Consider the following 23,079-nt stretch of genomic DNA (forward strand, 5'->3'; position numbering starts at 1 on the left):
CACAGCGGGCGTTCGCCCGCTGGCAGGTCGCCACAGGCGCAGCGCCAGTCGGCGTCGAGCAGTCTCGCGTTCACAGGCGCCTCCCGTGCGCGCTGCGCAGCAGGAGCAGGAAGAAGGGCACGCCCACCACGGCGGTGAGCACGCCCAGCGGCAGTTCGGCGGGTTGCAGGATGGTGCGCGCCACCGCATCGGCCAGCAGCACCAGCACCGCGCCCAGCAGGGCCGAGCCAGGCAGCACCCAGCGGTGGTCGGGCCCGGCCACCAGGCGCACCATGTGCGGCGCGACCAGGCCGATGAAACCGATGATGCCGGTGGTGGCGGTGACCGCGCCCACGGCCAGCGCGGTGACCACGATGGCGATCTGCTTCACGCGCTCGATCGACACACCCAGCAGCACCGCCTGCGCCTCGCCCAGCGCGAGCGCATTGAGCGGGCGCGCCAGCCGCAGCCCGATGACCCCGGCCACGAGCGTGATGCCGCCCACCAGCGCGACCGCGCTCCAGCGCGCGCCGCCCAGGCTGCCGAGCAGCCAGAACTGCAGGTTGCGCAGCTGTTCGTCGGTGGCCAGGAAACTCAGCAGGCCCAGCCCCGCGCCGGCCAGCGCGTTGACCGCGATGCCGGCCAGCAGCATCAGCCCCACGCGTGTGCCGCCTTCGCCGCGCGAGAGCAGGTAGATCAGCACCGTGACCGCCAGGCCGCCGCCGAAGGCCATGAGCACCAGCGTCCAGCTGCCCAGCGAGCGCGGCAGGTCGGGGAACCAGAGGTTGCCCATGACGATGGTGGCGCCCGCCGCGAGCGCCGCGCCGCTGCTCACGCCGATCAGGCCCGGGTCGGCCAGCGGGTTGCGGAACAGGCCCTGCATGAGCGCACCGGCCAGGCCCAGACCGGCCCCGGCGGTCAGCCCGAGCACCAGGCGTGGCAGGCGGATGTTGAAGAACACCAGCTCGGCGCCTCTGCTGCTGGGCACGGCGGTGGTCACCGCGCCCAGCAGCACGCCCGGCAACTCGCTCAGCGGCAGGCTGTAGGCGCCCTGGCCCGCCGCCCACAGCAGCGTGAGCATCAGCAGCGCGCCCAAACAGAGCAACAGGCTCGGACCGGAAAGGCGGCGCGGCGTCCAGCGCGGGGCCGCCACCGCCGGCGCGGCCGCGTTCACGAGCGGTCCTCCATGCGCTGCTCGCCCGGCTGGCGCTGCGCCGACACGTCGGGCCACCAGGCCACGCGGTCGATCAGGTGCAGCACGTTGCCGTCGATGTCGCTGAGCGTGAGTTCCCACGCGCCCCAGGGCTGCCAGCGCGGCGCTTCGCCTTCGAAGCGGTGAGCGTGCAGCGGCTTGCGCCCGCCCAGGCCGGTGCGGCAGGGGCGCAGCACGGCCGCGCGCAGGCTGGCGTGCAGCACGTGGATGCGCGGCACCTCCACGCGGTGGTGGCCGGGCGCGAAGCCCCGGTCGCCCGGCGTGGGCCGCTCCCATCGGCCGGGCGTGGCGGCGCAGGCCCAGAGCTGCACCTGCAGCGGGCCGTGCGTCACCAGCGCGCAGACGCCAGGGATGTGCTGCCGGCATTCGAAGCCCAGCACCTCGGTGTAATCGGCCACCGAGCGCTGCAGGTCGGGCGTGCGCACGTTGGCGAGGTCGTGTCGCACGGCGTTCATGGTGAAACCTCCGTGCTGCGCACTGCGGTGCGAGCTTGCTTGGGGCGGCCCGGCGCGGCGCTCATGTCTTCACCACCTGCGCGTGCAGGCGCTCCACCACCTCGGGCAGGCGCGGGCCGAAACCCAGCAGCTCCAGCGCATCCAGATGGATCAGCGTGGTGACGGTCGTGCGGCGCTGGAAGGCGGGCGTAAGGGCGAGTTCGGGGCGTTGCCAGAACTTCGCTTCGCCGCCGATGGCTTCGATGCCTTGGGTGGTGGTCAGGATCAGGTCGGGCGCGGCCTGCGCCATGGCCTCTGCCGTCATTGGCCGGTAACCCTGGAAACCGCCGAGCGCGTTGCGCGCGCCGATGAAGCGGATCAGCGCATCGGCCGCCGTCTTCTCGCCCGAGACCTGCGGGCTGCCGCTGTGCGAGAGCACGAACAGGATCCTGGGCCCCGAGCCCTTGGCGGCTTGCACGCGCGCGCTCACGGCTTGCACGCGCGCGCTCACGGCCTGCCAGCGCGCATCGAGCCGGGCCTGCAACTCGCGCGCGGCGACCTCGCGGTTCGAGGCGCGGCCCACGGCGGTGATCTTGCGGCGCACCTCGTCCCAGGTGTGGTCGGACGCCACCAGCTCCACGCGCACACCGGCGCTGCGCAGCTGGTCGATCACCACCGGCGGGCCGGCGTCGGTGCCGGCGATCAGCGCGTCGGGCCGCAGCGCGAGCAGGCCTTCGGCCGAGAGCTGGCGCATGTAGCCCACCTTGGGCGTGGCCTGCGCCGCCGCCGGGTACAGGCTGGTGGTGTCGGTGCCCACCAGCTGGTCCTGCGCACCCAGCGCGTAGACCACCTCGGTGATGCCACCGCCCACGGTGATGAGACGCGGCGCGAGGGTGGCAGCCATCAGGCCGAGGGGCGATCCCGCCGCGGCCATGGCCGAGAGGGCCTGCAGCGCACGCCGGCGCGAGAGGGAGGGGGCATTGAACATCGTGGGTTCCCTGGAAACTGGAGAAGCGGCGCTCAGGGCAGGCGGCCCACCGGCACGAAGGCCTTGAGCTCGACGGCCTGAACGGCGGCGGCGCTCATGCGGTCACCGCGGCGGCCTGCAGGTGCGCGACGATGTGGCGCCAGGCCTGCAGCTCGCTCTGGCCGGGCTTGCGTGCGCCGAAGAACATGGCCATGAGTTCACCGCGCGCGTCGAAGGCCTCCACCGAGGTGACGACGCCGTCGCTGGTGGGTTTCTCGACCACCCAGACGTCCTGGACCAGATCCTCGCGCAGGTGCAGGTTGAAGCCGGGGTCGAGCACGTTGAGCCAGGCCTTGCCCTGGATCTCCATCGGCTCCACGCGCTGCACGGGACCGGTGTGGATCTGGATGCAGCCCGGGCTGCCGACGAAGACCATGATGGGCGTGCCGTCGAACGCCGCTTCCACCAGCAGCTCGCGCACCGCCGCCTTTTCCACGCGGTGCGTGTAGCGGCCCTCGACCAGGCGAAAGCCCTGCTGGCGCTCCAGGCCGAACTGCTTGAGCAGCGGGAAGAACTGGTGCGTGTCGGTCATTGCGCCCCAGGCGTTGCCGAACGCGTTGGCGTCCACCAGGGGTTGGGGCGAGGCCGCGCCGGCCGCATGGCGCGCCACGAAGTCGATCTCGCGCTGGTCGTCGCTGTGCGCGGTGATCACGCGCTGCCAGGCGGCCAGGTCGGTCTGCTCGCGCACATGGATCTTGTGCACGGCCACGCCATGGCGGTCGAAGAACTGCAGGCTGGGCGTGCCCATGCCGGGCTGCGACTTGAACGCCTCGGCCACCACGAAGCCCGCGTGCCACTGGTTGAAGAACAGGCGCAGGTCGATCTGCTCGCCCAGCGCCAGGCCCACGGGCCCGCTGGCCGAGACCTTCTGGTACACGCCGGTCTTCTCGTGCACCACGCTTTCGTTGCGCGTGAGCGCCATGAGCGGGCCGCAGGCTTCGAGCGCCTGGAGCAGGCCCAGCCAGTCGGGCTTGAGCGCGATGGCCTGCAACGGTGCGTCGTGCGCCCCCCGATGGGCGGCGATGGCGGCGCCTTCGCTCAGGCCCAGCGATTCGGCGGCCTCCTTGGCCCGCAGGCCACTGGCGCGCATGCCCTGGAAGGCGGTTCGGATGTCGTGGGCGTTCATGGTGTTCTCCTGGAAGTGAGGTGAGGGCCGGCGCGCGTCACTGCACGCGGGCGGGAACGGGATGCCACAAGGGTGTGGGCGCAGTCTCGGCGGCCGGCGCATCAGCGGCGTTCTCCATCTCCAGCTGCCAGCGCGTGCGCAGGTTGGCCAGCATGGTCTGCATGGGAACGGAGAGCTGCGGATGGGCTGAGAGGTAAAGCAGGTTGGAGACCAGCTTGCGCGCCATCAGCGGGCGGTGCGGGCACTCGCGCGCGCTCTGCGCATAGCCCGTCATGAGCGCCAGGGTGCCCGCGAGCAGGGCCTCTACACCGGGCAGGGTGTACTCCTCGTCGGCGGTGTCGGTCTGGTGGTCGGCGGATGCGGGCATGGGGGGCTCCTAGAAGTCGGTGACGAGCGCCACCGACAGGCTGCGGCCCGGTGCGGTGTAGGCGTCGAGCACAGGTGAGTTGGCGGCCACGCCAACGACGTTGGTCCATTCCCAGTACTTGCGGTCCGTCAGGTTGTGGATCGCCGCGCTGAGCTTCGTGGCCTTGCTGACCTGCCAGCTCGCGCGCAGGTCCAGCGTGGTGTACGCGGGCGGTGCGAACTGGTTGGCCAGGTTGGCGTAGTTGATGTCGCTGGTGGACTTCTTCATCGTGTGCGCGACCACAGCGCCGAGCTTCCAGTCGCCCACGCGCTGGTCCACGCCGACCAGCAGGCGCGCCGGGTTGACCGTGTTCAGCGGCACGCCCAGGCGAGTGTCCTTGCCCTTGGTCTGGCCATAGGCCAGGCGCAGGTCGGTGGCCGGGCCGAGCGCGAACTTGCCTTTGAGTTCGAAGCCGCTCAGGCGCACCTGGCCGCGGTTGACGGCCTGGTAGGTCAGCGGATTCAGCGGGTTGCCCGCCTGCCCGCCCACGACCACGAGCTCTTCGATGAAGTCCTTGTAGCGGCCGCTGAACACGGCGGCCTCCCACTGCACCGGGCCCACCTTGTCGCGCGCACCGAGCTCCAGCGTGCGGCTGCTCTCGGGTTTGAGGTTGGGGTTGGGAACCGTGCGGTAACTGGCCAGCGTGTTCTGGAAGTAGTTGTTGAGCTGCAGCGCGCTCGGTGCCTTGAAGCCGGCCGCGAGGTTGGCGAACAGGTTGAGCTCGGCGCCGGGGCGGAAGATCGCGCCCAGCTTGGGCGAGAGCGCCGAGTCCGACAGGCTGGCCGGCTGCAGCGGGTACAGCGGGCTGCCCTTGGCCTTGAGGTCGAAGCGGTCGTAGCGCAGCGCCGGGATGATGCTCCAGCGCTCGGTGGCGAACTCGCTCTGCACGAACAGCGCGATGTTGGTCTCGGTCGTGGGCGGGAAGCGCTTGAGCGGGTAGCTCTCGTAGGACGGCGCACCGACGCCGGTGACGAGGTTGTCCATCTTCGCGACCGACACATCCACGCCGTAGACCAGCTTCTGGCCCCAGTCGGCGGCCAGCGAGCGCGCCTTCTCGGCCTGCAGCACGCCCTGCCAGAGCTTCTCGGTGTAGCTCACGTCGCGCACTCGGTAGGTGGGCGCCGCGCTGCGCCGCTCGGTCGACACCTCCTGCGATTCGGCCTGCTGGTAGCCCAGGGTGGCACGCAACTCGTCGGCCCAGGCCGAGCTCACCTTGAAGCGGCCGTCCCAGCTCAGGCGCGTGCGCTCCATGTCGGTGGTGCCGTCCACGTCCTGCGTCGCGACGCCCATGCTGGTCGCGCGTGCCGTGTGGGCCTCGACCTCGCCCGACTTGTCCACGTGTTCCAGCGTGAGGGTGTGGCGCTGGCCCGCGCCGGGGGTGAGCACCACCTTGCCCAGCAGCGAGACGTTCTTGTCCTTCTGCGGGTTGGGCGCGGTGCGCGTGCTGTTGAGCGATTCGTTGGTGCCCTGGTTGTCCAGCTCGCCGCTGCGACCGACCTGCACGCTGCCCAGCCATTGCAGCGTGTCGTTCGGCGCGCCGACCAGCGTGACGCCGACGCCGCGGCTGTGATCTTCGCTGTCGGCCTTGAGCCCCACGCGGCCACCGAAGGTCTTGCCCGGCTGGAGCAGGTCCTTGGGTTCGGTGGTGAACATCGCGACCATGCCAGCCAGGCCATCGGAACCATACAGTGCGGAATTCGCGCCCCGCACGATTTCCACGCGCGAGATCAGACCCAGGTCGTAGTAGTCGCGGCCGAACGAGGCCGAGCCGAACACCCCGCTGGAGAGTTCGCGCGGCACGCGGATGCCATCGACGGTGAGCAGCACGCGGTTGCCTTCGAGACCACGCAGGTTGAAGCCCGCGTTGCCATCGCGCCCGGTCGAACCGGTGACGCCACCGAAGCGCTGCGGCGCACGCCGCACGCTCATGTTCGGCACCTCGCGCACGAGGTCGCGGATGTCCTGCACGCGCGCGGGGTCGAGGTCCTCGCCCGTGATCACGTCGATGCTGGCGGGCACGTCCTCGATCGCGCGCTCGCTGCGCGAGCCGCTCACCACCACCTCGCGCATGGTGGATGCCTGAGCCACCTGGGTGGCCTGGGGCACGGTCTGCGCCAGGGCGGGACCAGACAGCAGAGCGAGGCAGGCCAGGCAGAGCGGGCTGAGCCGCAGGGAAGAAGGGAAAAGGGAGGCGGGGGAGCGCAAAGGGGTCAAGACGGCACCTGGATCCAGAGGGTGGAGGACAAGGCTGGCGTCACGACCTCAGGCGGGCTGCCGGGTGCGGGCTGGCTGGAGAATTGATTATATGCGAACGATTCTCATTTGCAAGTCGTACCGATTCTCAGCACTGAATTGATAGCGCGCTACGCGCACAATGCGCGCCTGTCAACCAAAAACGAAAGGAGGGGTCCCATGAAAGGCGACGCCCAAGTCATCACCCATCTGCAAGCACAGCTCAAGAACGAGCTCACCGCGATCAACCAGTATTTCGTCCACTACCGCATGCTCAAGCACTGGGGCCTGGACAAGCTGGCGGCCAAGGAATACGAAGAGTCGATCGGCGAAATGAAGCACGCCGACAAGCTCATGGACCGCATCTTCACGCTCGACGGCCTGCCCAACCTGCAGGACCTGGGCAAGCTGCACATCGGCGAGGACGTGCCCGAGATCCTCAAGAGCGACCTGGGCCTGGAAACCGGCGCGCAGAAGACCATCAAGGACGGCATCGCCCACTGCGAATCGGTGCGCGACTACGTCTCGCGGGACCTGCTGCAGACGATCCTGGATGACACGGAAGAGCACATCGACTTCCTGGAAACCCAGATCGACCTGCTGGACAAGGTGGGCATCCAGAACTACCTGCAGAGCCAGATGGGCTCTGTCAGCTGACCGCCCCTTCTCAGGCCGTCCCCTTCCTGCCACAGAGCCCCGCCGTTTCGCGGGGCTTTTTTTGGTCTTTTGAATACGATCAATTATCATTTGCGCACACGTTCACTTTGAACCACCCTTTTTCCGTCCCGCCCAGTCCCATGATCGTTTGCGTTTGCCACCGAGTCAGTGACCAGACCATCGCACGTTGTGCGCGGTCGGGCATGGCATTCGACGACATCCAGCTCGAGCTGGGCGTGGCCACCCAGTGCGGCCAGTGCGAGTCCTGTGCGCGCACCCTGTGGTCGGAGTGCACTCCCCACCAGTCGGTGGTGCACCTGCAGCTGCACCCCGCCACCCTGCCCGCCCAGGCCGCTGCGGCCTGAGCGCCGCAGGGCTTTCCCCCTCCTGACTTTCCCTGCCCGGCCCGCATCGGGCGAAATCGCTGCCGCATACTGCGGTTGGTGGTGTTGGCCTTCGCCATTCCTTCCCGAAAAGTCACAGGCGCCCGGACGCTTTACGCGGTTTCACTCACTAGGGTTTTCCCGCCCGGCGCTTTAGAATGCGCAATTCCTTTCCGCATCGCAAGATAACGACCCGCTGGAGACAAGAGCATGAGCATGGAAAACAGCCCTGAGAACAAGCGCGCCGAGCTGCGCCGAGCCGCCCTCGAATACCACGAGTTCCCAGTCCCCGGCAAGGTGTCGATCGCCGCCACCAAGCAGCTCACCAACCAGCGCGACCTCGCCCTGGCCTACTCGCCCGGTGTGGCGGCTCCCTGCGAAGAGATCGTGGCCAACCCGGTCAACGCTTACAAGTACACCGCCCGCGGCAACCTGGTGGCCGTCATCACCAATGGCACCGCCGTGCTTGGCCTGGGCGACATCGGCCCGCTGGCGGCCAAGCCGGTGATGGAGGGCAAAGGCGTGCTCTTCAAGAAGTTCGCCGGTGTCGACGTGTTCGACATCGAGATCAACGAGAAGGACCCGGTGAAGCTGGTTGAAGTGATCGCCGCGCTGGAGCCGACCTTCGGCGCCATCAACCTCGAAGACATCAAGGCGCCGGACTGCTTCTACGTCGAGCGCGAGCTGCGCAAGCGCATGAAGATCCCGGTGTTCCACGATGACCAGCATGGCACTGCCATCACGGTGGCAGCAGCGATGCTCAACGGCCTGAAGGTCGCGGGCAAGGACATCGGCCAGGTCAAGCTGGTCACTTCGGGCGCGGGCGCGGCGGCACTGGCCTGCCTGAACCTGCTGCTCAAGGTCGGGCTCAAGCGCGAGAACGTCTTCGTCACCGACCTGGCCGGGGTGGTCTATGAGGGCCGAGAGGAACTCATGGACGACGACAAGCGCCAGTACATGCAGAAGACCGACAAGCGCAAGCTCGCCGAAGTGATCGTCGGCGCCGACGTGTTCCTCGGCCTCTCGGCCGGCGGCGTGCTCAAGCCCGAGATGGTGGCCTCGATGGCGGCCAAGCCAGTGATCTTCGCGCTGGCCAACCCGAATCCCGAGATCGCGCCCGAGGACGCGCACGCGGTGCGCAACGACGTCATCATGGCCACGGGCCGCACCGACTACCCGAACCAGGTCAACAACGTCCTGTGCTTCCCCTACATCTTCCGCGGCGCGCTCGACGCGGGCGCCTCCACCATCACCGACGAGATGGAGATCGCCGCGGTGCACGCCATCGCCGAGCTGGCGCAGGCCGAGCAGAGCGAAGTGGTGGCGGCGGCGTACGCCGGCGAGAAGCTGGCCTTCGGCCCCGAGTACCTCATCCCCAAGCCATTCGACCCGCGCCTGATGATGAAGATCGCGCCGGCCGTGGCGCAGGCCGCGGTCGACAGCGGCGTGGCCCAGCGCCCGGTGCCCGACATGGCGGCCTACCGCGAGAAGCTGCAGAGCTTCGTGTTCGCCTCGGGCACCATCATGAAGCCGATCTTCTCGGCGGCGAAGGCAGCGGCCCGCAAACGCGTGGCCTATGCCGAAGGCGAGGAAGAGCGCGTGCTGCGCGCCTGCCAGATCGTCGTTGACGAAGGCCTGGCCCGCCCCACGTTGATCGGCCGCCCCGCCATCATCGCCCAGCGCATCGAGAAGTTCGGCCTGCGCCTGCGCGAGGAACTCGATTACGACGTCGTCAACGTCGAGCAGGATGACCGTTACCGCGACTTCTGGCAGACCTACCACCGCATGACCGAGCGCAAGGGCGTGACCCAGCAACTCGCCAAGATCGAGATGCGCCGGCGCCTCACGCTGATCGGCGCCATGTTGCTGCACAAGGGCGAGGTGGATGGCCTGATCTGCGGCACCTGGGGCTCCACCCAGCACCACCTGAAGTACATCGACCAGGTGATCGGCAAGCGCGAGGGCGGCAGCCCCAGCACCGCCCAGGACGTGCGCATCTACGCCTGCATGAACGGCCTCATGCTGCCCGGCCGCCAGGTGTTCCTGGTCGACACGCACGTCAACTACGACCCCACGCCCGAAGAGCTGTGCGAGATCACGGTGATGGCGGCCGAGGAAATGCTGCGCTTCGGCCTGCAACCGAAGGCGGCCCTGCTGTCGCACTCCAACTTCGGCTCTAGCGACGAACCCAGCGCCCTCAAGATGCGCCGCACGCTGGCGCTGCTGCGCGAGCAGGCGCCCTGGCTGGAGGCCGACGGCGAAATGCACGGAGATGTGGCACTGGACCCCAACGCACGCCACACCCTGATGCCCAACTCCACGCTGAAGGGCCCGGCCAACCTGCTGGTGCTGCCCAACATCGATGCCGCCAACATCGCCTACAACCTGCTCAAGACCGCGGCGGGCGGCAACATCGCGGTCGGGCCGGTGCTGCTGGGGGCCGACAAACCGGTGCACATCCTCACCGCCAGCGCCACCGTGCGTCGCATCGTCAACATGACCGCCCTCACCGTGGCCGATGCCAACGTCTCGCGTTGACGCCTCCCAAACAAGCAAGCGCTAACTTTTACACACATTCCCGGCGCGGAGATTTGCTGAATATTTCAGCAGGCGCTTGCTTTTTCCCCCCGGCTCAGGCACACTAGCGCGCTTGGATTTCAGGGTTAACCCGCCCTCCAGTGCGACGTAAAATAATGCTTTGGCATTGCTTTCAAAAGGTGCCGGCGGCGGGTTGATGTCTTCAGGAGCTGGGAATTTCATGGGTCTGAAACAGATCCGGGCTCGTGTCGGGAAGGCCAGGGGAGTGGCCCTCGCCGCCGTTCTGGCGGCGGTATTGGGCACCATTGCGGTGCAGGCCCGCGCCCCGAATGCTTCATGGTCCGATCCGGGTGCCGCGTCGGTGGTGGTCACGGGACTGCCGCCGCAAGGTCAGGACGTGTTGAACCAGATCCGGCAAGGCGGGCCCTTCCGATACGACAAGGACGGCTCGGTGTTCGGCAACCGCGAACGCCTTCTGCCCAGCGAGAAGCGTGGGTACTACCGGGAATACACGGTGCCCACGCCGGGCCTGAACCACCGGGGAGCCCGGCGGATCGTGTGTGGCGGGTTCAAGCCCCGGGCCCCTGAAGCGTGTTATTACACCGAAGACCACTACAGCAGCTTTCGGCTGATCGTGCAGTGAACCTCCGGTGGTGTGAACGGATTTTTAACTTTGACCTTAGAAAGAGACGCGGAGATGGACACGCCACTTCGTAACGTACGCCCCAACATCGTTCAGTCGATTCGCGCCCATGGCGTGAAAGACCTGCAGGCCGCGGCCGAGCACCTGGGGCATCACTTCCTGTACGCCAACCTGGCCAAGGCCCAGAGCAAGCAGGATGTGTTGGAGTTGATCGCTGCCCAGTACACCTTGCCGTCGCACTTCGGCAAGAACTTCGACGCGCTCTACGACTGCATGACCGACATGGTCCACAAGTCGGGCCCGCAGACCGGCTTCATCGTCGTGCTGGAGCACATTCCGGCGCACGCCAAGTTCGACAAGGAAGCGCGCGAACAGCTGCTGGACATCTTCCGCGACGCCGCCGACTACTGGTCGGACCGCAAGATCCCGTTCCGCTGCTTCTATTCGTTCTCCGTGGCGCGCGCGCCCAAGGGCGAAGAGCCGATCGAGGTGCAGACCGACGAGCCCATGCCCACCGACAAGATCCTGGACGTGAGCCCGATGGCGCTGCGCATGAGCAGCCCGTTCAACGCGGGTTACTGGCTGGCCGCCGCCTGATCGCGGTCGTCCCCCCGCTCGCCCAAAAGCCGCTGCAGCCCAGCGGCTTTTTTCATGCCTTTGCGGGGGTGGCCTGCGCCAGCGCGACGTATTCGCTCACCGGCACCTCTTCGGCCCGGCGTTGCAGGTCGAAGTCGCCCGCGAAGCCCTGTTCGTCGAGCCAGCGGCCCAGGGTGTTGCGCAGGATCTTGCGGCGCTGGCTGAACGCCACCTGAACCATCGCCCCATAGCGGGCCACATCCAGCGCGGGCGGCGTGGTCAGCGGCACCATGCGCACGATGGCGCTGTCCACCCGGGGAGGCGGGTCGAAACTCTCCGGCGGCACAAACAGCACGTTGTCCATGGCGTAGCGCCACTGCAGCATCACCGACAGGCGGCCATAGTCCGCCGTGGCGGGGCGCGCCACCATGCGGTCGATCACCTCTTTCTGCAGCATGAAGTGCTGGTCCTGCACGACCGCGACGTGGTCGAGCAGGTGGAACAGGATGGGGGTGGAGATGTTGTAGGGCAGGTTGCCCACCACGCGCAGGCGCCGCTCGGTGTCCACCCGCTGGGCCAGCGCGCTGAAGTCCACCTTGAGCACGTCCGACTCGATCACGTCGAGCTGGCCGTGCTCGCGCAGGCGCACGGCCAGATCGCGGTCGAGCTCGATCACCGTCAACCGGCCCAGGCGTTCCACCAGGGGCTGCGTGAGCGCGGCCAGGCCAGGCCCGATCTCGACCATGGCGTCGCCCGGTGCCGGCGCGATGGCAGCCACGATGGCATCGATGACGGCGCTGTCGGTCAGGAAGTGCTGGCCGAACCGCTTGCGGGCGATGTGCTTCATGCGATGGCTGGCGTCGCGCCGCGCGGCAGTGGCCTCACGGCTGCGGCGGGTCGCGGTACTCGACGTAGGCCCGGCTGCGCGTGTCCTGCGTCCAGACCCGCAAGGCGTCTTCGAGCTTCTTCTCACGCGCCAACCCGCGCACCATGTCGCGCTGCTCGCGCTGCGTGAGCGTGGCCTGCCGGCGCTCGTCGACGCGGATCAGGTGCACCCCGAAACGCGACACCAGCGGTGCCGACATCTCGCCCGGGCGCAAGGCGTTCATGGCCTGCTCGAACTCGGGCACGAACATGCCCGGCCCGGCCCAGCCGAGGTCGCCGCCCTGGCTGGCCGAACCGTCCTGGCTGTGCTCGCGTGCAAGCGCTTCGAAGTTGGCCTGGCCGCTGGCGATCTGCTGGCGGAAACCGGCAAGCCGCGCGACCGCGTCCGCCTGGCTCAGCTGCGGCCCTGTGCGCAGCAGGATGTGGCGCGCCCGGGTCTGCGTGACGACGGCGTTGGGCATGCCCGCCTGCTTTTTCTCGATCACCTTGAGCACGTGAAAACCGGCAGGGCTGCGCAACGGTCCGGCCACGCCGCCCGCGTTGAGCGTGCGCGTGGCATCCACGAACAGGGTGGGCAGTCGATTGGCGGGGCGCATGCCAAACAGGCCTCCGTTGGCCCGCTCGGGCGCATCGGACGACTCGCGCGCGAGCTGAGCGAAGTCAGCGCCGGCGCGGGCCCGATCGGCCACCCCTTGCGCACGGGCCTGCAGTTCCTGGATGCGCTCGGGCGTGGCGCCCTCTGGCACCGCCACCAGCACGTGGGCGAGGTTGAGCTCCAGGTTCGCGAGGTCGTTGTTGCCGCGCTGTTCGCGGATGAAGTCGTCGATGTCCGCATCGGTCACGCGAACGCGGGAATCGACCTGGCGTTCCTGCACGCGCTGCAACAGGATCTGGTTGCGCAGGTTGTTGCGGAAGCGGTTGATGTCGATGCCCTCGGCCGCCAGGCGACGACGAAGCTCGTCGGGGCTGAGCTGGTTCTGCGCCGCGATGGCCTGTTCGGCCTGCGTGACGGCGGCTTCGTCGACCGTGATGCCGAGCTCGCTCGCCTGTTGCGTCTGTGCCCGCTCGTTGATGATCTGTTCCAGCACCTCGCGCACCAGCACCTCGCGCGCCGGCATGGCCGTGCCTTCCTGGGCGATCTGCTGCTCCACGCGCAACAGGCGCTGGCGCACCTCGTTGTTGGTGACCGGCTCGGAATTGACCAGCGCGACGATGAAATCGGCCGTGCCCTGCTGGGTCGGTGCAGCGGCTGCGGTGCTGCGCGGCAGGTTGAGCTGGCCCGTGGACCGCAAGCCTTGCGCCTGGGCGGTGCAGGCCCACATCAGGGGCACGCACAACAACCAGGTGGACAGGCGTGAGGGGGCGGAGTGGCGATCAGTCATATTGTTGGAACCGGCTGGGCGGGTTGATGTCTTCGCGCAGGTACTGGTAGCGCGGCACGTTGTCCTTCAGCGTCTTCAACGGATTGGAGCCGAGGCGGGAGAAGCCGGAGAACTCCAGCTGGAACAGGATACGCTGATTGGCGGAGGAGGCGCTGCGCTGCAACCGCTCCAGCACGACGCGCCCGATCCAGCAACCGGCATCGTACTCAAAGCCCGCCACCAGATCGACCACCTTGCGGTCGGGCACGCTGTAGTTGATGCGGCCCACGCTGTACCACTGACCCGCGCCGAGGCCACGGCCGGGCACGCCAGTTTTCGCGGGCGTTTCCCACAGGTCGTTGAGCGGCCACTGCCAGCCGAAGTCGTACTGCTCGCTGCTGCCACGCTGCAGGCGGTAGGCCGCGCTGAACACGCGGTAGCGGCTGGGCATGAAGCGCACGCCCAGCGTGGTGCGCACCGAGTCGCGCGCACCCGGGCTGTACTGGAAATTGGTGTCGACAGTCCAGCGCGGCGTCCACTGCACACGCGTGGCCAGCAGGACGTCGCTCAGGCGATCGGTCACCGGCGCGCCACCCGACAGGGCACTGGTGTTGGGCAGGAAGACGTTCTGGTCGCGGATCAGGTAACGCTGGGCCAGCCCGACGCGCACGATCTCGGCGCCGGAATCCGGATCGAGCAGGCGCGAACTCGCGCCCACGGTGAAGGCGCGCGTGTCCGAGATGCGGTCGTTGCCGCCGAACACGTTCTCCGAGAAGATGGTCGCGAAATTGAAGTCGTTCGCGGCGGAGTCGTAATTGGGCAGCAGGCGCTGGTCGCGGTAGGGCGTCCAGGTGAAGAAGGCGCGTGGCTCCAGCGTCTGCACGAAGGCACGGCCAAAGTAGCTCGCGTCGCGCTCGAAGATAAGGCCGCTGTCCAGGCTGACCGTGGGCAGCACGCGCGAAGCGGTGCGCGAGCCGTCGGCCAGGGGACCGTCGAATTGGTACTGCGTGGCGTGCAGCTGCGCCCGTGGCTTGACGAACCAGCCAGGCGTCTCCCAGCGCCGGCTGAGCTCGGCAATGGCCATCGAGCGCGAACCGTTGGGCTGGCGGGTGAGCAACGGGTTGGACTCGAAGCGGGTGTACTCGCTCAGCACCGAGTAGTCCCAGCCGCTGACGCCTCCAATGCGGCCATCGCCGCGGCTGTAGCGCACGGCGACGGAGGGCAGTCGGTCATACGGCGGCGTGATGGGGGCCTCAATGTCCTGCAGCGTCTGCCAGGTGTAGACGCCAGCGCTGACGGCCCAGGGGCCACGGCCCCAGTTGTAGATTGCATTGCCCGCGAGCAGGCGGTTGGTGAGCGAGCCGAAAGCGCGCGGGAAGTCGCGCCAGTAGTTGTCGTCGCTCACGCGATTGAGATCCAGCGAAAGACTGGCCGAACCGCCCAAGCCCAGACCGGTGTTGCTCAGGCTCTGGCTGTGCTGCAGCGAATAGCCCCAACGGTCGGCATCGCGCAAGGGGTCGGACGGCAGGAACGAACCACGCACCTGGCCCGCGTAGCTGGGCTGCAGGTAACGCACCTCGGCACCCAGTTCCACCCCACGCTTGCTCATCAACGTCGGGTAGATCGTGGCGTCGAGGTTGGGCGCGATGTTGAGGTAATAGGGCAGCGTGAGTTCGAGCCCGTTGACGTTGTCCAGGTTGATCGTGGGCGGCAGCAGGCCGGACTTGCGCTTGTCGGTGAGCGGAAAGCTGAAGCGCGGCCAGCCCAGGATGGGCACGCCCTTGAATTCCAGAACCCCGCCAGTGGCGGTGCCCATCTCCTCCACATTGTCGAAATCGATGCGCGTGGCCCGGACCAGCCAGGCGGGCATCCAGTCGGCACCCGGCGTGCGCGGGCAGGTGGAGTACCGGGCCTGGTGGGCTGTCGCGTAGTCCTCGCCCAGGAAGTCCAGCCGGCTGGCATCGCCCTTGCCCTCGTTCTGGAGCAGGGTGAAATTGGGTTTTTGGAACTGGCCTTTGAAGGTGTCCACGTTGATCTGCAGCTCGGGACCTTCGAAACGATCGCCATTGCGGTTGATCAGCACATTGCCGGTGGCCTTGGCCTCGCTGTCGCGCTGGTCGAACTCCAGCCGATCGGCACGGATCACGGTGTCGTGCCGGCGCAGTTCGGCATTCCCCTCGACGGTGGTGACGCTGTCGGTCTGCCCTTCGATGCGATCCCCCCGGACGAAGGTCGGCGCCTGCTGGCGCGCGTCCTCCGGCAGGCTTTCCTGCAACAGGCGGCTGGGCTTGAGGTGCACGGTGGCTTCATCGCCATCGCCCGACTGCGCGCGCACGGCGCCGGGCGCGAACAGCGCGCCCCAGGCCATCACAGCCAGCAGCACGTGCACCGCGCGCGCCACAGGCGCCGCCACGAATTGCGGGTTGGCGGGGACTCCGTGCGGGCGCTTGGAGGGCAACGGATCGGTGCGGCGGTTCAAGGGTGGAATTCGGTGGTCCGGCTGCCAGAACGGGCCCGGAGGCCAGTCGCCGCGATGCAGGGGGTTTGTAGAATCAAGGGCGATTATCCACTGCCCGACACCCGGACAGGTCGCTCGGCCACCCACGTCCCACCACCCGCCCCCATGAGCCCGTCCCACCCCGCCGTCACCTGGGCCGATCCGGTTCGGGAAGTCGCCTTTCACGCCTGGCTACAGCCGTTGGCCGCCCGCCTGGACCTGCTGCCCGGCACCCTGCGCCCCGCCTCGGCCGACGCGAGCTTTCGCCGCTACCTGCGCCTGGACGCGCAAGCCGGCGGCAGCCTGATCGTGATGGACGCGCCCCCGGCGCAAGAAAACTGCCAGCCCTTCGTGCACGTGGCCGGTCTGCTGCGCGAGGCCGGCCTGCTGGTGCCCGAGATCCTCGCCTGGGACGAACCGCAGGGCTTCATGTTGCTGAGCGACCTCGGCCACCAGACCATGCTCGACGGCATCGACGCCGAGAGGCCGCAGGCCAACCACGCGCGCTACATGCAGGCGCTGGATGCGCTGCTGGCCTGGCAGCTGGCCTCCAGACCCGGTGTGCTGCCGCCCTACAACGACGCCCTGCTGCGCCGCGAGCTGCAGCTCTTTCCCGACTGGTACCTGGCGCAGCACAAAGGCCTCGCGCTCGATGCCACGCAGGCGCAGACACTGCAGAAGACCTTCGACACCATCGTCGCGCACAACCTCGCGGCGCCGCAGGTCTACGTGCACCGCGACTTCATGCCGCGCAACCTCATGTTGCCACTGCAACCCGGTGATACACCCGCCCGCCAGCTCGGGGTGCTCGACTTCCAGGACGCCGTGCACGGCCCTATCACCTATGACGTGGCCAGCCTGATGCGAGACGCCTTCCTCAGCTGGGACGAAGACTTCGTGATCGACGTCACCGTGCGCTACTGGGAAAAGGCGCGCGCGGCCGGCCTGATGGATTTCGAAGACTGGCACAGCGACTTCGGCGCCTTCTACCGGGGCGTTGAGTGGATGGGCCTGCAGCGCCACCTGAAGGTGGCTGGCATCTTCGCGCGCCTCACCCTGCGCGACGGCAAACCCAAGTACCTGGCCGACGCGCCGCGCTTCATCGGCTACATCCGCCACACGGCGCACCGCTACCGCGCGCTTGGCCCGTTCCTGAAGATGCTCGACGAGATCGAAGGCCTGCAGGCCGCCTCCGGCTACGCCTTCGGGCGCGTCTGAGCATGCCGCGTTTCCACTGCCCGGCGCCGCTGCTCGAGGGCCAGCCCCTCGCACTGCCCGCCGCTGCGGCGCGCCATGTGCAGGTGTTGCGCCTGCAACCCGGTCAGACCATCACGCTGTTCAACGGCCAGGGCGGCGAGTGGGACGCCACCATCACCCGCATGGGCCGCAGCGACGTGGAGGTGCTGCTCGGCGCGCACCACGCCACCGAACGCGAGCCCATCCGCGCGGTGCACCTGGCGCTGGGCATGCCGGCCAACGAGCGCATGGACTGGCTGGTGGAGAAAGCCGCTGAACTCGGCGTGGCCAGCCTGCAGCCGCTGCACACCTCGCACAGTGTGCTTCGCCTGAGTGGCGAACGCGCGACGAAAAAACAGGCGCACTGGCAATCGGTGGCGGTGGCGGCGTGTGAACAGTGTGGTGGCAACCGCGTGCCCACGGTGCACCCGGTGAGCGACTTCGCGGCCTGGCTGAAAACGCTGCCGCCCGCCGATGCCGGTCTGCGCTGCCTGCTCTCGCTGGCCGAGGGCACCCGACCGCTGGCGCAGGCCCTGGCCGAGGTGCCGGCGCAGGCGCCAGTTTGCTTTCTCAGCGGCCCCGAAGGCGGCCTGAGCGCCAGCGAGGATGCGCTTGCCCGCGCCGCCGGATTCCTGCCCGTCACGCTTGGGCCGCGCGTGCTGCGCGCCGAGACGGCCGCGCTCGCGGCGCTCACGCTCGCGCTGGGCTGACGCGCTCAGGCCGGCGCGAGCCGGAACAGCTGCACGACACCGGCCAGGCGCCGGGCCTGGTCCTTGAGGCTCTCGGCGGCGGCCGCGCTCTCCTCCACCAGCGCCGCGTTCTGCTGCGTCATCTGGTCCAGCTGCGTCACCGCCACGTTCACCTGCCCGATCCCGTCGCTCTGCTCACCCGCAGCCGCCGTGATCTCCCCGATGATGTCGCTCACCCTCTGCACCGAGCCCACGATCTCGCTCATCGTCTGACCCGCATCGGCCACCAGCCTGGAGCCCGTCTCCACCTTGTCCACGCTCGCACCGATCAGCCCCTTGATCTCCTTGGCCGCCTGCGCGCTGCGCTGCGCCAGATTGCGCACCTCGCCCGCCACCACCGCGAACCCACGGCCCTGCTCCCCGGCCCGCGCGGCTTCCACCGCCGCGTTCAGCGCCAGGATGTTGGTCTGGAACGCGATCCCGTCGATCACGCCGATGATGTCGCTGATCTTCTTGCTGCTGTGGTTGATCTCGTCCATGGTCGTGACCACCTGGCCCACCACCTCGCCGCCACGCACCGCGATCTCCGCTGCGCTCGCCGCCAGCTGGTTGGCCTGGCGCGCCGCATCCGCGCTCTGGCGCACCGTGCTCGTGAGCTGCTCCATGCTCGCCGCCGTCTCCTGCAGGTTGCTCGCCGCCTGCTCCGTGCGCGCGCTCAGGTCCTGGTTGCCCGACGCAATCTCGCCGCTGGCCACGTCGATGCCACCGCTGGACTGCTGCACCTGGCCGACCAGGGTGCGCATCGAGGTCTGCATGGCCGAGAGCGCGCCCATCAGGCTGTTGGGATCCTGCGCGGGCGGGGTGGCGCCGCTGAGGTCACCGTCGGCGATGCGGCGCAAGGCGCTGCGCGCCATGGCCGGGTCGCCGCCGATCTCGCGCTTGAGCGTGCGCTGCACCACCAGCCCCAGCACCACGGCGGCCGAGAGGGCCAGCAAGGCCAGGCCGATGGCCAGCGCGCGGGCGCGGTCGGCTTCGGCGTTGACCTGTTCGTGCGTCTGCGTCGACAGCGCCTGCGAGGCCTTGCCCAGCTGCAGCAGCTCGCCGCGCAGCTTGCGCCAGGCCGGGGTCTCTTCCGTGTTGAGCATCTGCACCGCATCGGGTGCGCTGGTCTTCAGCAGGGCCAGCACCTTGTCCTGCGCCTGGGCCTGGGCCGTGCGCAAGCCGACCAGTGGGGCCAGACCCGCTTCGGCGGGCGTGCCCTTGGCGGCCGCGAGCGTGGCTTGGTGGGCCGCGTCGAAGGCCTCGCGCGCCGCCTCCAGGTTCTTGTAGGCCTGCTGGTTGCTCGGGTCGAGCACGATGTTGCGCAGCGCCTGGCCCATCTGCAGGCCTTGCGCATACATGTCCTGCAGGCCGCTGGCCGTGGCCTGCTCGGTCTTGATGTAGTGGTCGAAGCGCGACTGCGTCTGCGCCAGCGACCAGATGCTGCCCGCCAGGCCGGCCACGAAGAGCGCGGCCGGCGCGACGAACGCCAGAAGAAGACGTTGGTTGAAGTTCATGGCGTGCCCCTCGCGGCGCTCAGGCGCGCAACATCGGGGTGCCGTCGTCGATGCGGAAGAACCGCACCGCTTCGGCCAGGCGACCGGCCTGGTCCTTGAGGCTCTCGGCGGCGGCCGCGCTCTCCTCCACCAGCGCCGCGTTCTGCTGCGTCATCTGGTCCAGCTGCGTCACCGCCACGTTCACCTGCCCGATCCCGTCGCTCTGCTCGCCCGCGGCAGTGGTGATGTCGCTGATGAAAGCCGACACCTTCTCGGCGTTGGCCACGATCTCGCCGATGGTGCTGCCGGCCTGCGCCACCAGGCGCGAACCGTCCTCCACCTTGCCCACGCTGGTCTCGATCAGGCCCTTGATCTCCTTGGCCGCCTGCGCGCTGCGCTGCGCCAGGCTGCGCACCTCGGCCGCCACCACCGCGAACCCACGGCCCTGCTCCCCGGCCCGCGCGGCTTCCACCGCCGCGTTCAGCGCCAGGATGTTGGTCTGGAACGCGATGCCATCGATCACGCCGATGATGTCGCCGATCTTCTTGCTGCTGTGGTTGATCTCGTCCATGGTCGTGACCACCTGACCCACGACCTGGCCACCGCGCACCGCCACCTCGGCATTGGCCACGGCCATCTGCGTGGCCTGGCGCGCCGCATCGGCGCTCTGGCGCACCGTGCTCGTGAGCTGTTCCATGCTGGCGGCGGTTTCCTGCAGGTTGCTCGCCGCCTGCTCCGTGCGGCTGGAGAGGTCCTGGTTGCCGCTGGCGATCTGCTGGCTGGCGGTGCCGATGCTGTCGGTGGAACTGCGCACCTCGCCCACGATGCGGGCCAGCGAGGCCTGCATGTCGCCCAGTGCGCGCATGAGCGCGGCCGTTTCGTCCTTGCCTTCGCGCTGGATCGTCCGCGTGAGGTCGCCCTTGGCGATCGCGCTGGCCAGATGCTGGGCTTCGTCCAGCGGGCGGCAGATGCTGTTCATGTTGGACAGCGTGGTCGGCACCACCACCAGGGCGGCGATCGCCACGGCCAGGCCGAACAGCATCAGGGTCTGGTCGTTGGCGCTCTTGCCCGCTTGCCGGGCGCTGGCGGCATCGGCCATCAGCACCTCTTCGAGTTGCTTGAGACTCTGCAGCAGGTCGCCATAGTTGGCGTGCGCGCGACCCAGCATGCGGTTGGCCACCGTCGCCGAATCGTAGCCGGAGGACTCCAGCTGGTTCGTCACCGGCCCCACGGCGGCGACGTACTTCGTGAGGTGCGATTGCATCTCGCGCACCAGTTCGTTCTCGCCGTCTTCCTTGCCAGCCTGCAGCACGTCCATCTGTTTCTGAGCTTCGTCCCGCGCGGCCTGCCACTGGGCCTTGGCCTTGAGCACGGCCTCGGGTTTTTCGTAGGCAATGATCATGTCCTTCTCGTGGCGGCCCATGTCGCCCAGCGCCACCTGAAGGCGCGAGAGCGTGAGCGTCTCTTCGAAAGTGCGTTCGACAAAGTCTTCGTTCAGCGCGTGCATGCGCGCCATGCCCCACCAGCCGGCGGTACCGACCAGCAGCAGCAGCATCAGGACCACGCCGATGGCGGCCCTCATGCGGATTCGGATGGAAAACTGGCGCATCAAGTGTTGCATGACTGTCTCTTCGTCTTGTTGATTGAAAGGATGCGGCGGGCTCAGGCGCCGCCCGTGTTCATGAGGAATGGGCGTCCGTTCGGAAGATCTGCACGACACCGGCCAGGCGCCGTGCCTGGTCCTTGAGGCTCTCGGCGGCGGCCGCGCTCTCCTCCACCAGCGCCGCGTTCTGCTGCGTCATCTGGTCCAGCTGCGTCACCGCCACGTTCACCTGCCCGATCCCGTCGCTCTGCTCACCCGCAGCCGCCGTGATCTCCCCGATGATGTCGCTCACCCTCTGCACCGAGCCCACGATCTCGCTCATCGTCTGACCCGCATCGGCCACCAGCCTGGAGCCCGTCTCCACCTTGTCCACGCTCGCACCGATCAGCCCCTTGATCTCCTTGGCCGCCTGCGCGCTGCGCTGCGCCAGATTGCGCACCTCGCCTGCCACCACCGCGAACCCGCGGCCCTGCTCCCCGGCCCGCGCGGCTTCCACCGCCGCGTTCAACGCCAGGATGTTGGTCTGGAACGCGATCCCGTCGATCACGCCGATGATGTCGCTGATCTTCTTGCTGCTGTGGTTGATCTCGTCCATGGTCGTGACCACCTGGCCTACCACCTCGCCACCACGCACCGCGATCTCCGCTGCGCTCGCCGCCAGCTGGTTGGCCTGGCGCGCCGCATCCGCGCTCTGGCGCACCGTGCTCGTGAGCTGCTCCATGCTCGCCGCCGTCTCCTGCAGGTTGCTCGCCGCCTGCTCCGTGCGCGCGCTCAGGTCCTGGTTGCCCGACGCAATCTCCACCGACGCCGTGTTGATGCTGTCCGTCGCGCTGCGCACCTGGCTCACGGTCTGGATCAGCGAGTTCTTCATCGAACCCAGGGCGTTGAGCAAGTCACCCAGCTCGTCCCTGCGGTTGGTCTGCACCGGCACCGACAGGTTGCCGTCGGCCACGGCCGAGGCGATCGCCACCGCCTGGCGCACCGGCACCGTCACCGAGCGGGTGATGCGCCAGGCCAGCAGGGACGCCACCACCACCGCCAGCGCGGCCAGCGTCACCAGCCAGGTCACATTGCGGCTCACGGTGTGGGCCGAGTCGGTCATGGCGGCCTGCACCAGGCTGCGCTGGGCCGCCAGCATCTCGTTCTGGGCGCCGCTGTAGCGGTCGGCGGCCGGCAGCACCTGGTTGGCCAGGATCTGGTTGGCAGCCACGAGGTCGCCCGTCTTGAGGACGTCGAAGAAGGTCTTGCGCACCGCGATGTACTCGCCGCGCACCGTCGAAATCTTGGCCAGCAAGGCCTTGCCTTCGGCGCTGGTGATCTCGGCTTCCAGCGTCTTCTGCAGTTCGCTGATGCGCGTGGACGTCTGCGCGATCAGGGGCTTGAAGTAGGCATCGACCTCCGGGTCCGCGCGGGACTTGGCCACGGCGAGCGCGCGGCTGATGTTCAGCGTCGTGCCGGCAGCCCACTCTTCCGTGACCGAGGCGAGGTGCTCGAGACGGATCACGCGCTCGGTGGCCGCCTGGGTGGCGCGAAGGCCGCTCCAGCCCAGCGCGGTGACGGCCAGGAGCAGCACCAGCACGCTGAGAAAACCCAGGCCCAGCCGATGACCGACCTTGAATTGATGGAAAGACATGGGAAGGAAGAATCCGTGTGGGTGAAAAGAATCGATCAGAAGCTTTCCCAGTCGCCTTCGCTGGCGGCACTGGGGGCTGTGGACACGGCAGGCGCCTGGCGCAGCGGTGCCGCCGCCGGCTCCACGGGCCGGCTGGCTTTGGGTTTGGCTGGGGTCGGCTGAGCCACCACCACGGGAGCGACCGCCGCCTTGGCGGGCACTGCGGCCTTGGCCTTGGCGGACGTCACGGACGTGGCCGGTTTCACCACCGAGGTCAGCACCGGTGCCGATGCCGGCGGCGTGGCGACGGTGGCGACGGGCGACGGCTCGGCGGGACGTTGGTGCTCGGCGTCGCCGGTGCGGAACACGCGCACCACCTGGTCCAGCCGCTTGGCCTGGTCCTTGAGGCTCTCGGCGGCGGCCGCGCTCTCCTCCACCAGCGCCGCG

19 protein-coding genes and 2 pseudogenes are annotated in these 23,079 nt (G+C 68.5%); 7 read left to right on the top strand and 14 right to left on the bottom strand.

From position 1 onward, the window contains the following. Window positions 1-70: 70 nt before the first annotated feature. The 6 genes from ACODTB_RS14110 to ACODTB_RS14135 form a co-directional block, all read right to left on the bottom strand. Window positions 71-1,153: a FecCD family ABC transporter permease gene (locus ACODTB_RS14110; protein WP_291111473.1), complete on the bottom strand. Its 1,083-nt coding sequence runs from the start codon at window positions 1,151-1,153 to the stop codon at window positions 71-73. After that, window positions 1,150-1,647 (bottom strand): VOC family protein, encoded by a 498-nt coding sequence (locus tag ACODTB_RS14115; RefSeq protein WP_291111471.1) that lies wholly within the window; start codon window positions 1,645-1,647, stop codon window positions 1,150-1,152. The genes ACODTB_RS14110 and ACODTB_RS14115 overlap by 4 nt, the downstream gene beginning before the upstream one ends. 61 nt (window positions 1,648-1,708) lie before the next feature. After that, entirely contained in the window at window positions 1,709-2,614 is a 906-nt protein-coding gene (locus ACODTB_RS14120) for a heme/hemin ABC transporter substrate-binding protein (RefSeq protein ID WP_291111469.1), read from the bottom strand. Window positions 2,615-2,708: 94 nt separating this feature from the next. After that, window positions 2,709-3,779 carry a hemin-degrading factor gene (locus ACODTB_RS14125; RefSeq protein WP_291111467.1) on the bottom strand — a complete coding sequence of 357 codons (1,071 nt, stop codon included), beginning with the start codon at window positions 3,777-3,779 and terminating at the stop codon, window positions 2,709-2,711. Between the two features lie 37 nt (window positions 3,780-3,816). Beyond that, a complete protein-coding gene (locus tag ACODTB_RS14130) occupies window positions 3,817-4,146 on the bottom strand; it encodes a hypothetical protein (protein WP_291111466.1) in 330 nt (109 codons plus the stop codon). Window positions 4,147-4,155: 9 nt separating this feature from the next. After that, the gene (locus ACODTB_RS14135) at window positions 4,156-6,399 is read right to left on the bottom strand and encodes a TonB-dependent hemoglobin/transferrin/lactoferrin family receptor (protein ID WP_291111464.1); all 2,244 of its coding nucleotides are present in this window, start codon (window positions 6,397-6,399) and stop codon (window positions 4,156-4,158) included. A gap of 198 nt (window positions 6,400-6,597) precedes the next feature. Here ACODTB_RS14135 and bfr point away from each other — a divergent pair, with 198 nt between their 5' ends. The 3 genes from bfr (at window position 6,598) to ACODTB_RS14150 (ending at window position 9,995) form a co-directional block, all read left to right on the top strand. Continuing rightward, window positions 6,598-7,074 carry a bacterioferritin gene (gene bfr, locus ACODTB_RS14140; protein WP_382152838.1) on the top strand — a complete coding sequence of 159 codons (477 nt, stop codon included), beginning with the start codon at window positions 6,598-6,600 and terminating at the stop codon, window positions 7,072-7,074. Between the two features lie 140 nt (window positions 7,075-7,214). Beyond that, window positions 7,215-7,439, top strand: coding sequence for a (2Fe-2S)-binding protein (locus ACODTB_RS14145; RefSeq protein WP_382152835.1), 225 nt, complete (start codon window positions 7,215-7,217; stop codon window positions 7,437-7,439). 228 nt (window positions 7,440-7,667) lie between these two features. Beyond that, window positions 7,668-9,995: an NADP-dependent malic enzyme gene (locus ACODTB_RS14150; RefSeq protein ID WP_488929418.1), complete on the top strand. Its 2,328-nt coding sequence runs from the start codon at window positions 7,668-7,670 to the stop codon at window positions 9,993-9,995. A 21-nt stretch (window positions 9,996-10,016) separates the two neighbouring features. Here ACODTB_RS14150 and ACODTB_RS14155 read toward each other — a convergent pair whose 3' ends face one another. Further along, window positions 10,017-10,217 carry a hypothetical protein gene (locus ACODTB_RS14155; protein WP_291114878.1) on the bottom strand — a complete coding sequence of 67 codons (201 nt, stop codon included), beginning with the start codon at window positions 10,215-10,217 and terminating at the stop codon, window positions 10,017-10,019. Here ACODTB_RS14155 and ACODTB_RS14160 point away from each other — a divergent pair. Both ACODTB_RS14160 and ACODTB_RS14165 read left to right on the top strand, forming a co-directional pair. Continuing rightward, a complete protein-coding gene (locus ACODTB_RS14160) occupies window positions 10,216-10,638 on the top strand; it encodes a guanyl-specific ribonuclease (RefSeq protein ID WP_291114880.1) in 423 nt (140 codons plus the stop codon). The two genes, ACODTB_RS14155 and ACODTB_RS14160, sit on opposite strands and share 2 nt — an antisense overlap. A 54-nt stretch (window positions 10,639-10,692) precedes the next feature. After that, a pseudogene (locus ACODTB_RS14165) lies at window positions 10,693-11,088 on the top strand (barstar family protein); the annotation flags it as partial. A gap of 199 nt (window positions 11,089-11,287) precedes the next feature. On the opposite strand, the gene rsmA reads toward ACODTB_RS14165, so the two are convergent. From rsmA to ACODTB_RS14180, 3 genes are read right to left on the bottom strand one after another with little or no spacing between them, the layout of a single operon-like run. Then, a complete protein-coding gene (rsmA, locus tag ACODTB_RS14170) occupies window positions 11,288-12,061 on the bottom strand; it encodes a 16S rRNA (adenine(1518)-N(6)/adenine(1519)-N(6))-dimethyltransferase RsmA (protein WP_291114885.1) in 774 nt (257 codons plus the stop codon). Window positions 12,062-12,095: 34 nt separating this feature from the next. Beyond that, window positions 12,096-13,481: a peptidylprolyl isomerase gene (locus ACODTB_RS14175; protein WP_291114887.1), complete on the bottom strand. Its 1,386-nt coding sequence runs from the start codon at window positions 13,479-13,481 to the stop codon at window positions 12,096-12,098. Then, entirely contained in the window at window positions 13,474-15,939 is a 2,466-nt protein-coding gene (locus ACODTB_RS14180) for an LPS-assembly protein LptD (protein ID WP_291114889.1), read from the bottom strand. Before ACODTB_RS14180 ends, ACODTB_RS14175 begins: the two co-directional genes overlap by 8 nt. A gap of 144 nt (window positions 15,940-16,083) precedes the next feature. Here ACODTB_RS14180 and ACODTB_RS14185 point away from each other — a divergent pair, with 144 nt between their 5' ends. After that, complete coding sequence (locus ACODTB_RS14185) at window positions 16,084-17,175, top strand: aminoglycoside phosphotransferase family protein (RefSeq protein WP_488929419.1); 1,092 nt, start codon at window positions 16,084-16,086, stop codon at window positions 17,173-17,175. A 2-nt stretch (window positions 17,176-17,177) separates the two neighbouring features. Beyond that, window positions 17,178-17,903: a 16S rRNA (uracil(1498)-N(3))-methyltransferase gene (locus ACODTB_RS14190; protein ID WP_291114893.1), complete on the top strand. Its 726-nt coding sequence runs from the start codon at window positions 17,178-17,180 to the stop codon at window positions 17,901-17,903. Between the two features lie 5 nt (window positions 17,904-17,908). On the opposite strand, the gene ACODTB_RS14195 is transcribed toward ACODTB_RS14190, so the two are convergent. From ACODTB_RS14195 to ACODTB_RS14210, 4 genes and pseudogenes are all read right to left on the bottom strand, one after another. After that, window positions 17,909-19,438 carry a methyl-accepting chemotaxis protein gene (locus ACODTB_RS14195; RefSeq protein ID WP_488929420.1) on the bottom strand — a complete coding sequence of 510 codons (1,530 nt, stop codon included), beginning with the start codon at window positions 19,436-19,438 and terminating at the stop codon, window positions 17,909-17,911. A 19-nt stretch (window positions 19,439-19,457) separates the two neighbouring features. Then, window positions 19,458-21,038 (bottom strand): methyl-accepting chemotaxis protein, encoded by a 1,581-nt coding sequence (locus ACODTB_RS14200; protein WP_488929421.1) that lies wholly within the window; start codon window positions 21,036-21,038, stop codon window positions 19,458-19,460. 58 nt (window positions 21,039-21,096) lie between these two features. After that, window positions 21,097-22,653 carry a methyl-accepting chemotaxis protein gene (locus tag ACODTB_RS14205; RefSeq protein ID WP_488929422.1) on the bottom strand — a complete coding sequence of 519 codons (1,557 nt, stop codon included), beginning with the start codon at window positions 22,651-22,653 and terminating at the stop codon, window positions 21,097-21,099. A 35-nt stretch (window positions 22,654-22,688) separates the two neighbouring features. Further along, window positions 22,689-23,079 (bottom strand): annotated as a pseudogene (locus ACODTB_RS14210) (methyl-accepting chemotaxis protein); the annotation flags it as partial.

It is taken from the genome of Hydrogenophaga sp. FG152 (assembly GCF_057809615.1).

Bases quoted from the DNA above. Each gene is read 5' to 3' on its own strand.
- ACODTB_RS14115 (WP_291111471.1), bottom strand. From the start codon at position 1,647: ATGAACGCCGTGCGACACGACCTCGCCAACGTGCGCACGCCCGACCTG.
- ACODTB_RS14120 (WP_291111469.1), bottom strand. From the start codon at position 2,614: ATGTTCAATGCCCCCTCCCTCTCGCGCCGGCGTGCGCTGCAGGCCCTC.
- ACODTB_RS14125 (WP_291111467.1), bottom strand. From the start codon at position 3,779: ATGAACGCCCACGACATCCGAACCGCCTTCCAGGGCATGCGCGCCAGT.
- ACODTB_RS14130 (WP_291111466.1), bottom strand. From the start codon at position 4,146: ATGCCCGCATCCGCCGACCACCAGACCGACACCGCCGACGAGGAGTAC.
- bfr (WP_382152838.1), top strand. From the start codon at position 6,598: ATGAAAGGCGACGCCCAAGTCATCACCCATCTGCAAGCACAGCTCAAG.
- ACODTB_RS14145 (WP_382152835.1), top strand. From the start codon at position 7,215: ATGATCGTTTGCGTTTGCCACCGAGTCAGTGACCAGACCATCGCACGT.
- ACODTB_RS14150 (WP_488929418.1), top strand. From the start codon at position 7,668: ATGAGCATGGAAAACAGCCCTGAGAACAAGCGCGCCGAGCTGCGCCGA.
- ACODTB_RS14160 (WP_291114880.1), top strand. From the start codon at position 10,216: ATGGGTCTGAAACAGATCCGGGCTCGTGTCGGGAAGGCCAGGGGAGTG.
- ACODTB_RS14155 (WP_291114878.1), bottom strand. From the start codon at position 10,217: ATGAAATTCCCAGCTCCTGAAGACATCAACCCGCCGCCGGCACCTTTT.
- rsmA (WP_291114885.1), bottom strand. From the start codon at position 12,061: ATGAAGCACATCGCCCGCAAGCGGTTCGGCCAGCACTTCCTGACCGAC.
- ACODTB_RS14175 (WP_291114887.1), bottom strand. From the start codon at position 13,481: ATGACTGATCGCCACTCCGCCCCCTCACGCCTGTCCACCTGGTTGTTG.
- ACODTB_RS14185 (WP_488929419.1), top strand. From the start codon at position 16,084: ATGAGCCCGTCCCACCCCGCCGTCACCTGGGCCGATCCGGTTCGGGAA.
- ACODTB_RS14190 (WP_291114893.1), top strand. From the start codon at position 17,178: ATGCCGCGTTTCCACTGCCCGGCGCCGCTGCTCGAGGGCCAGCCCCTC.
- ACODTB_RS14195 (WP_488929420.1), bottom strand. From the start codon at position 19,438: ATGAACTTCAACCAACGTCTTCTTCTGGCGTTCGTCGCGCCGGCCGCG.
- ACODTB_RS14200 (WP_488929421.1), bottom strand. From the start codon at position 21,038: ATGCAACACTTGATGCGCCAGTTTTCCATCCGAATCCGCATGAGGGCC.
- ACODTB_RS14205 (WP_488929422.1), bottom strand. From the start codon at position 22,653: ATGTCTTTCCATCAATTCAAGGTCGGTCATCGGCTGGGCCTGGGTTTT.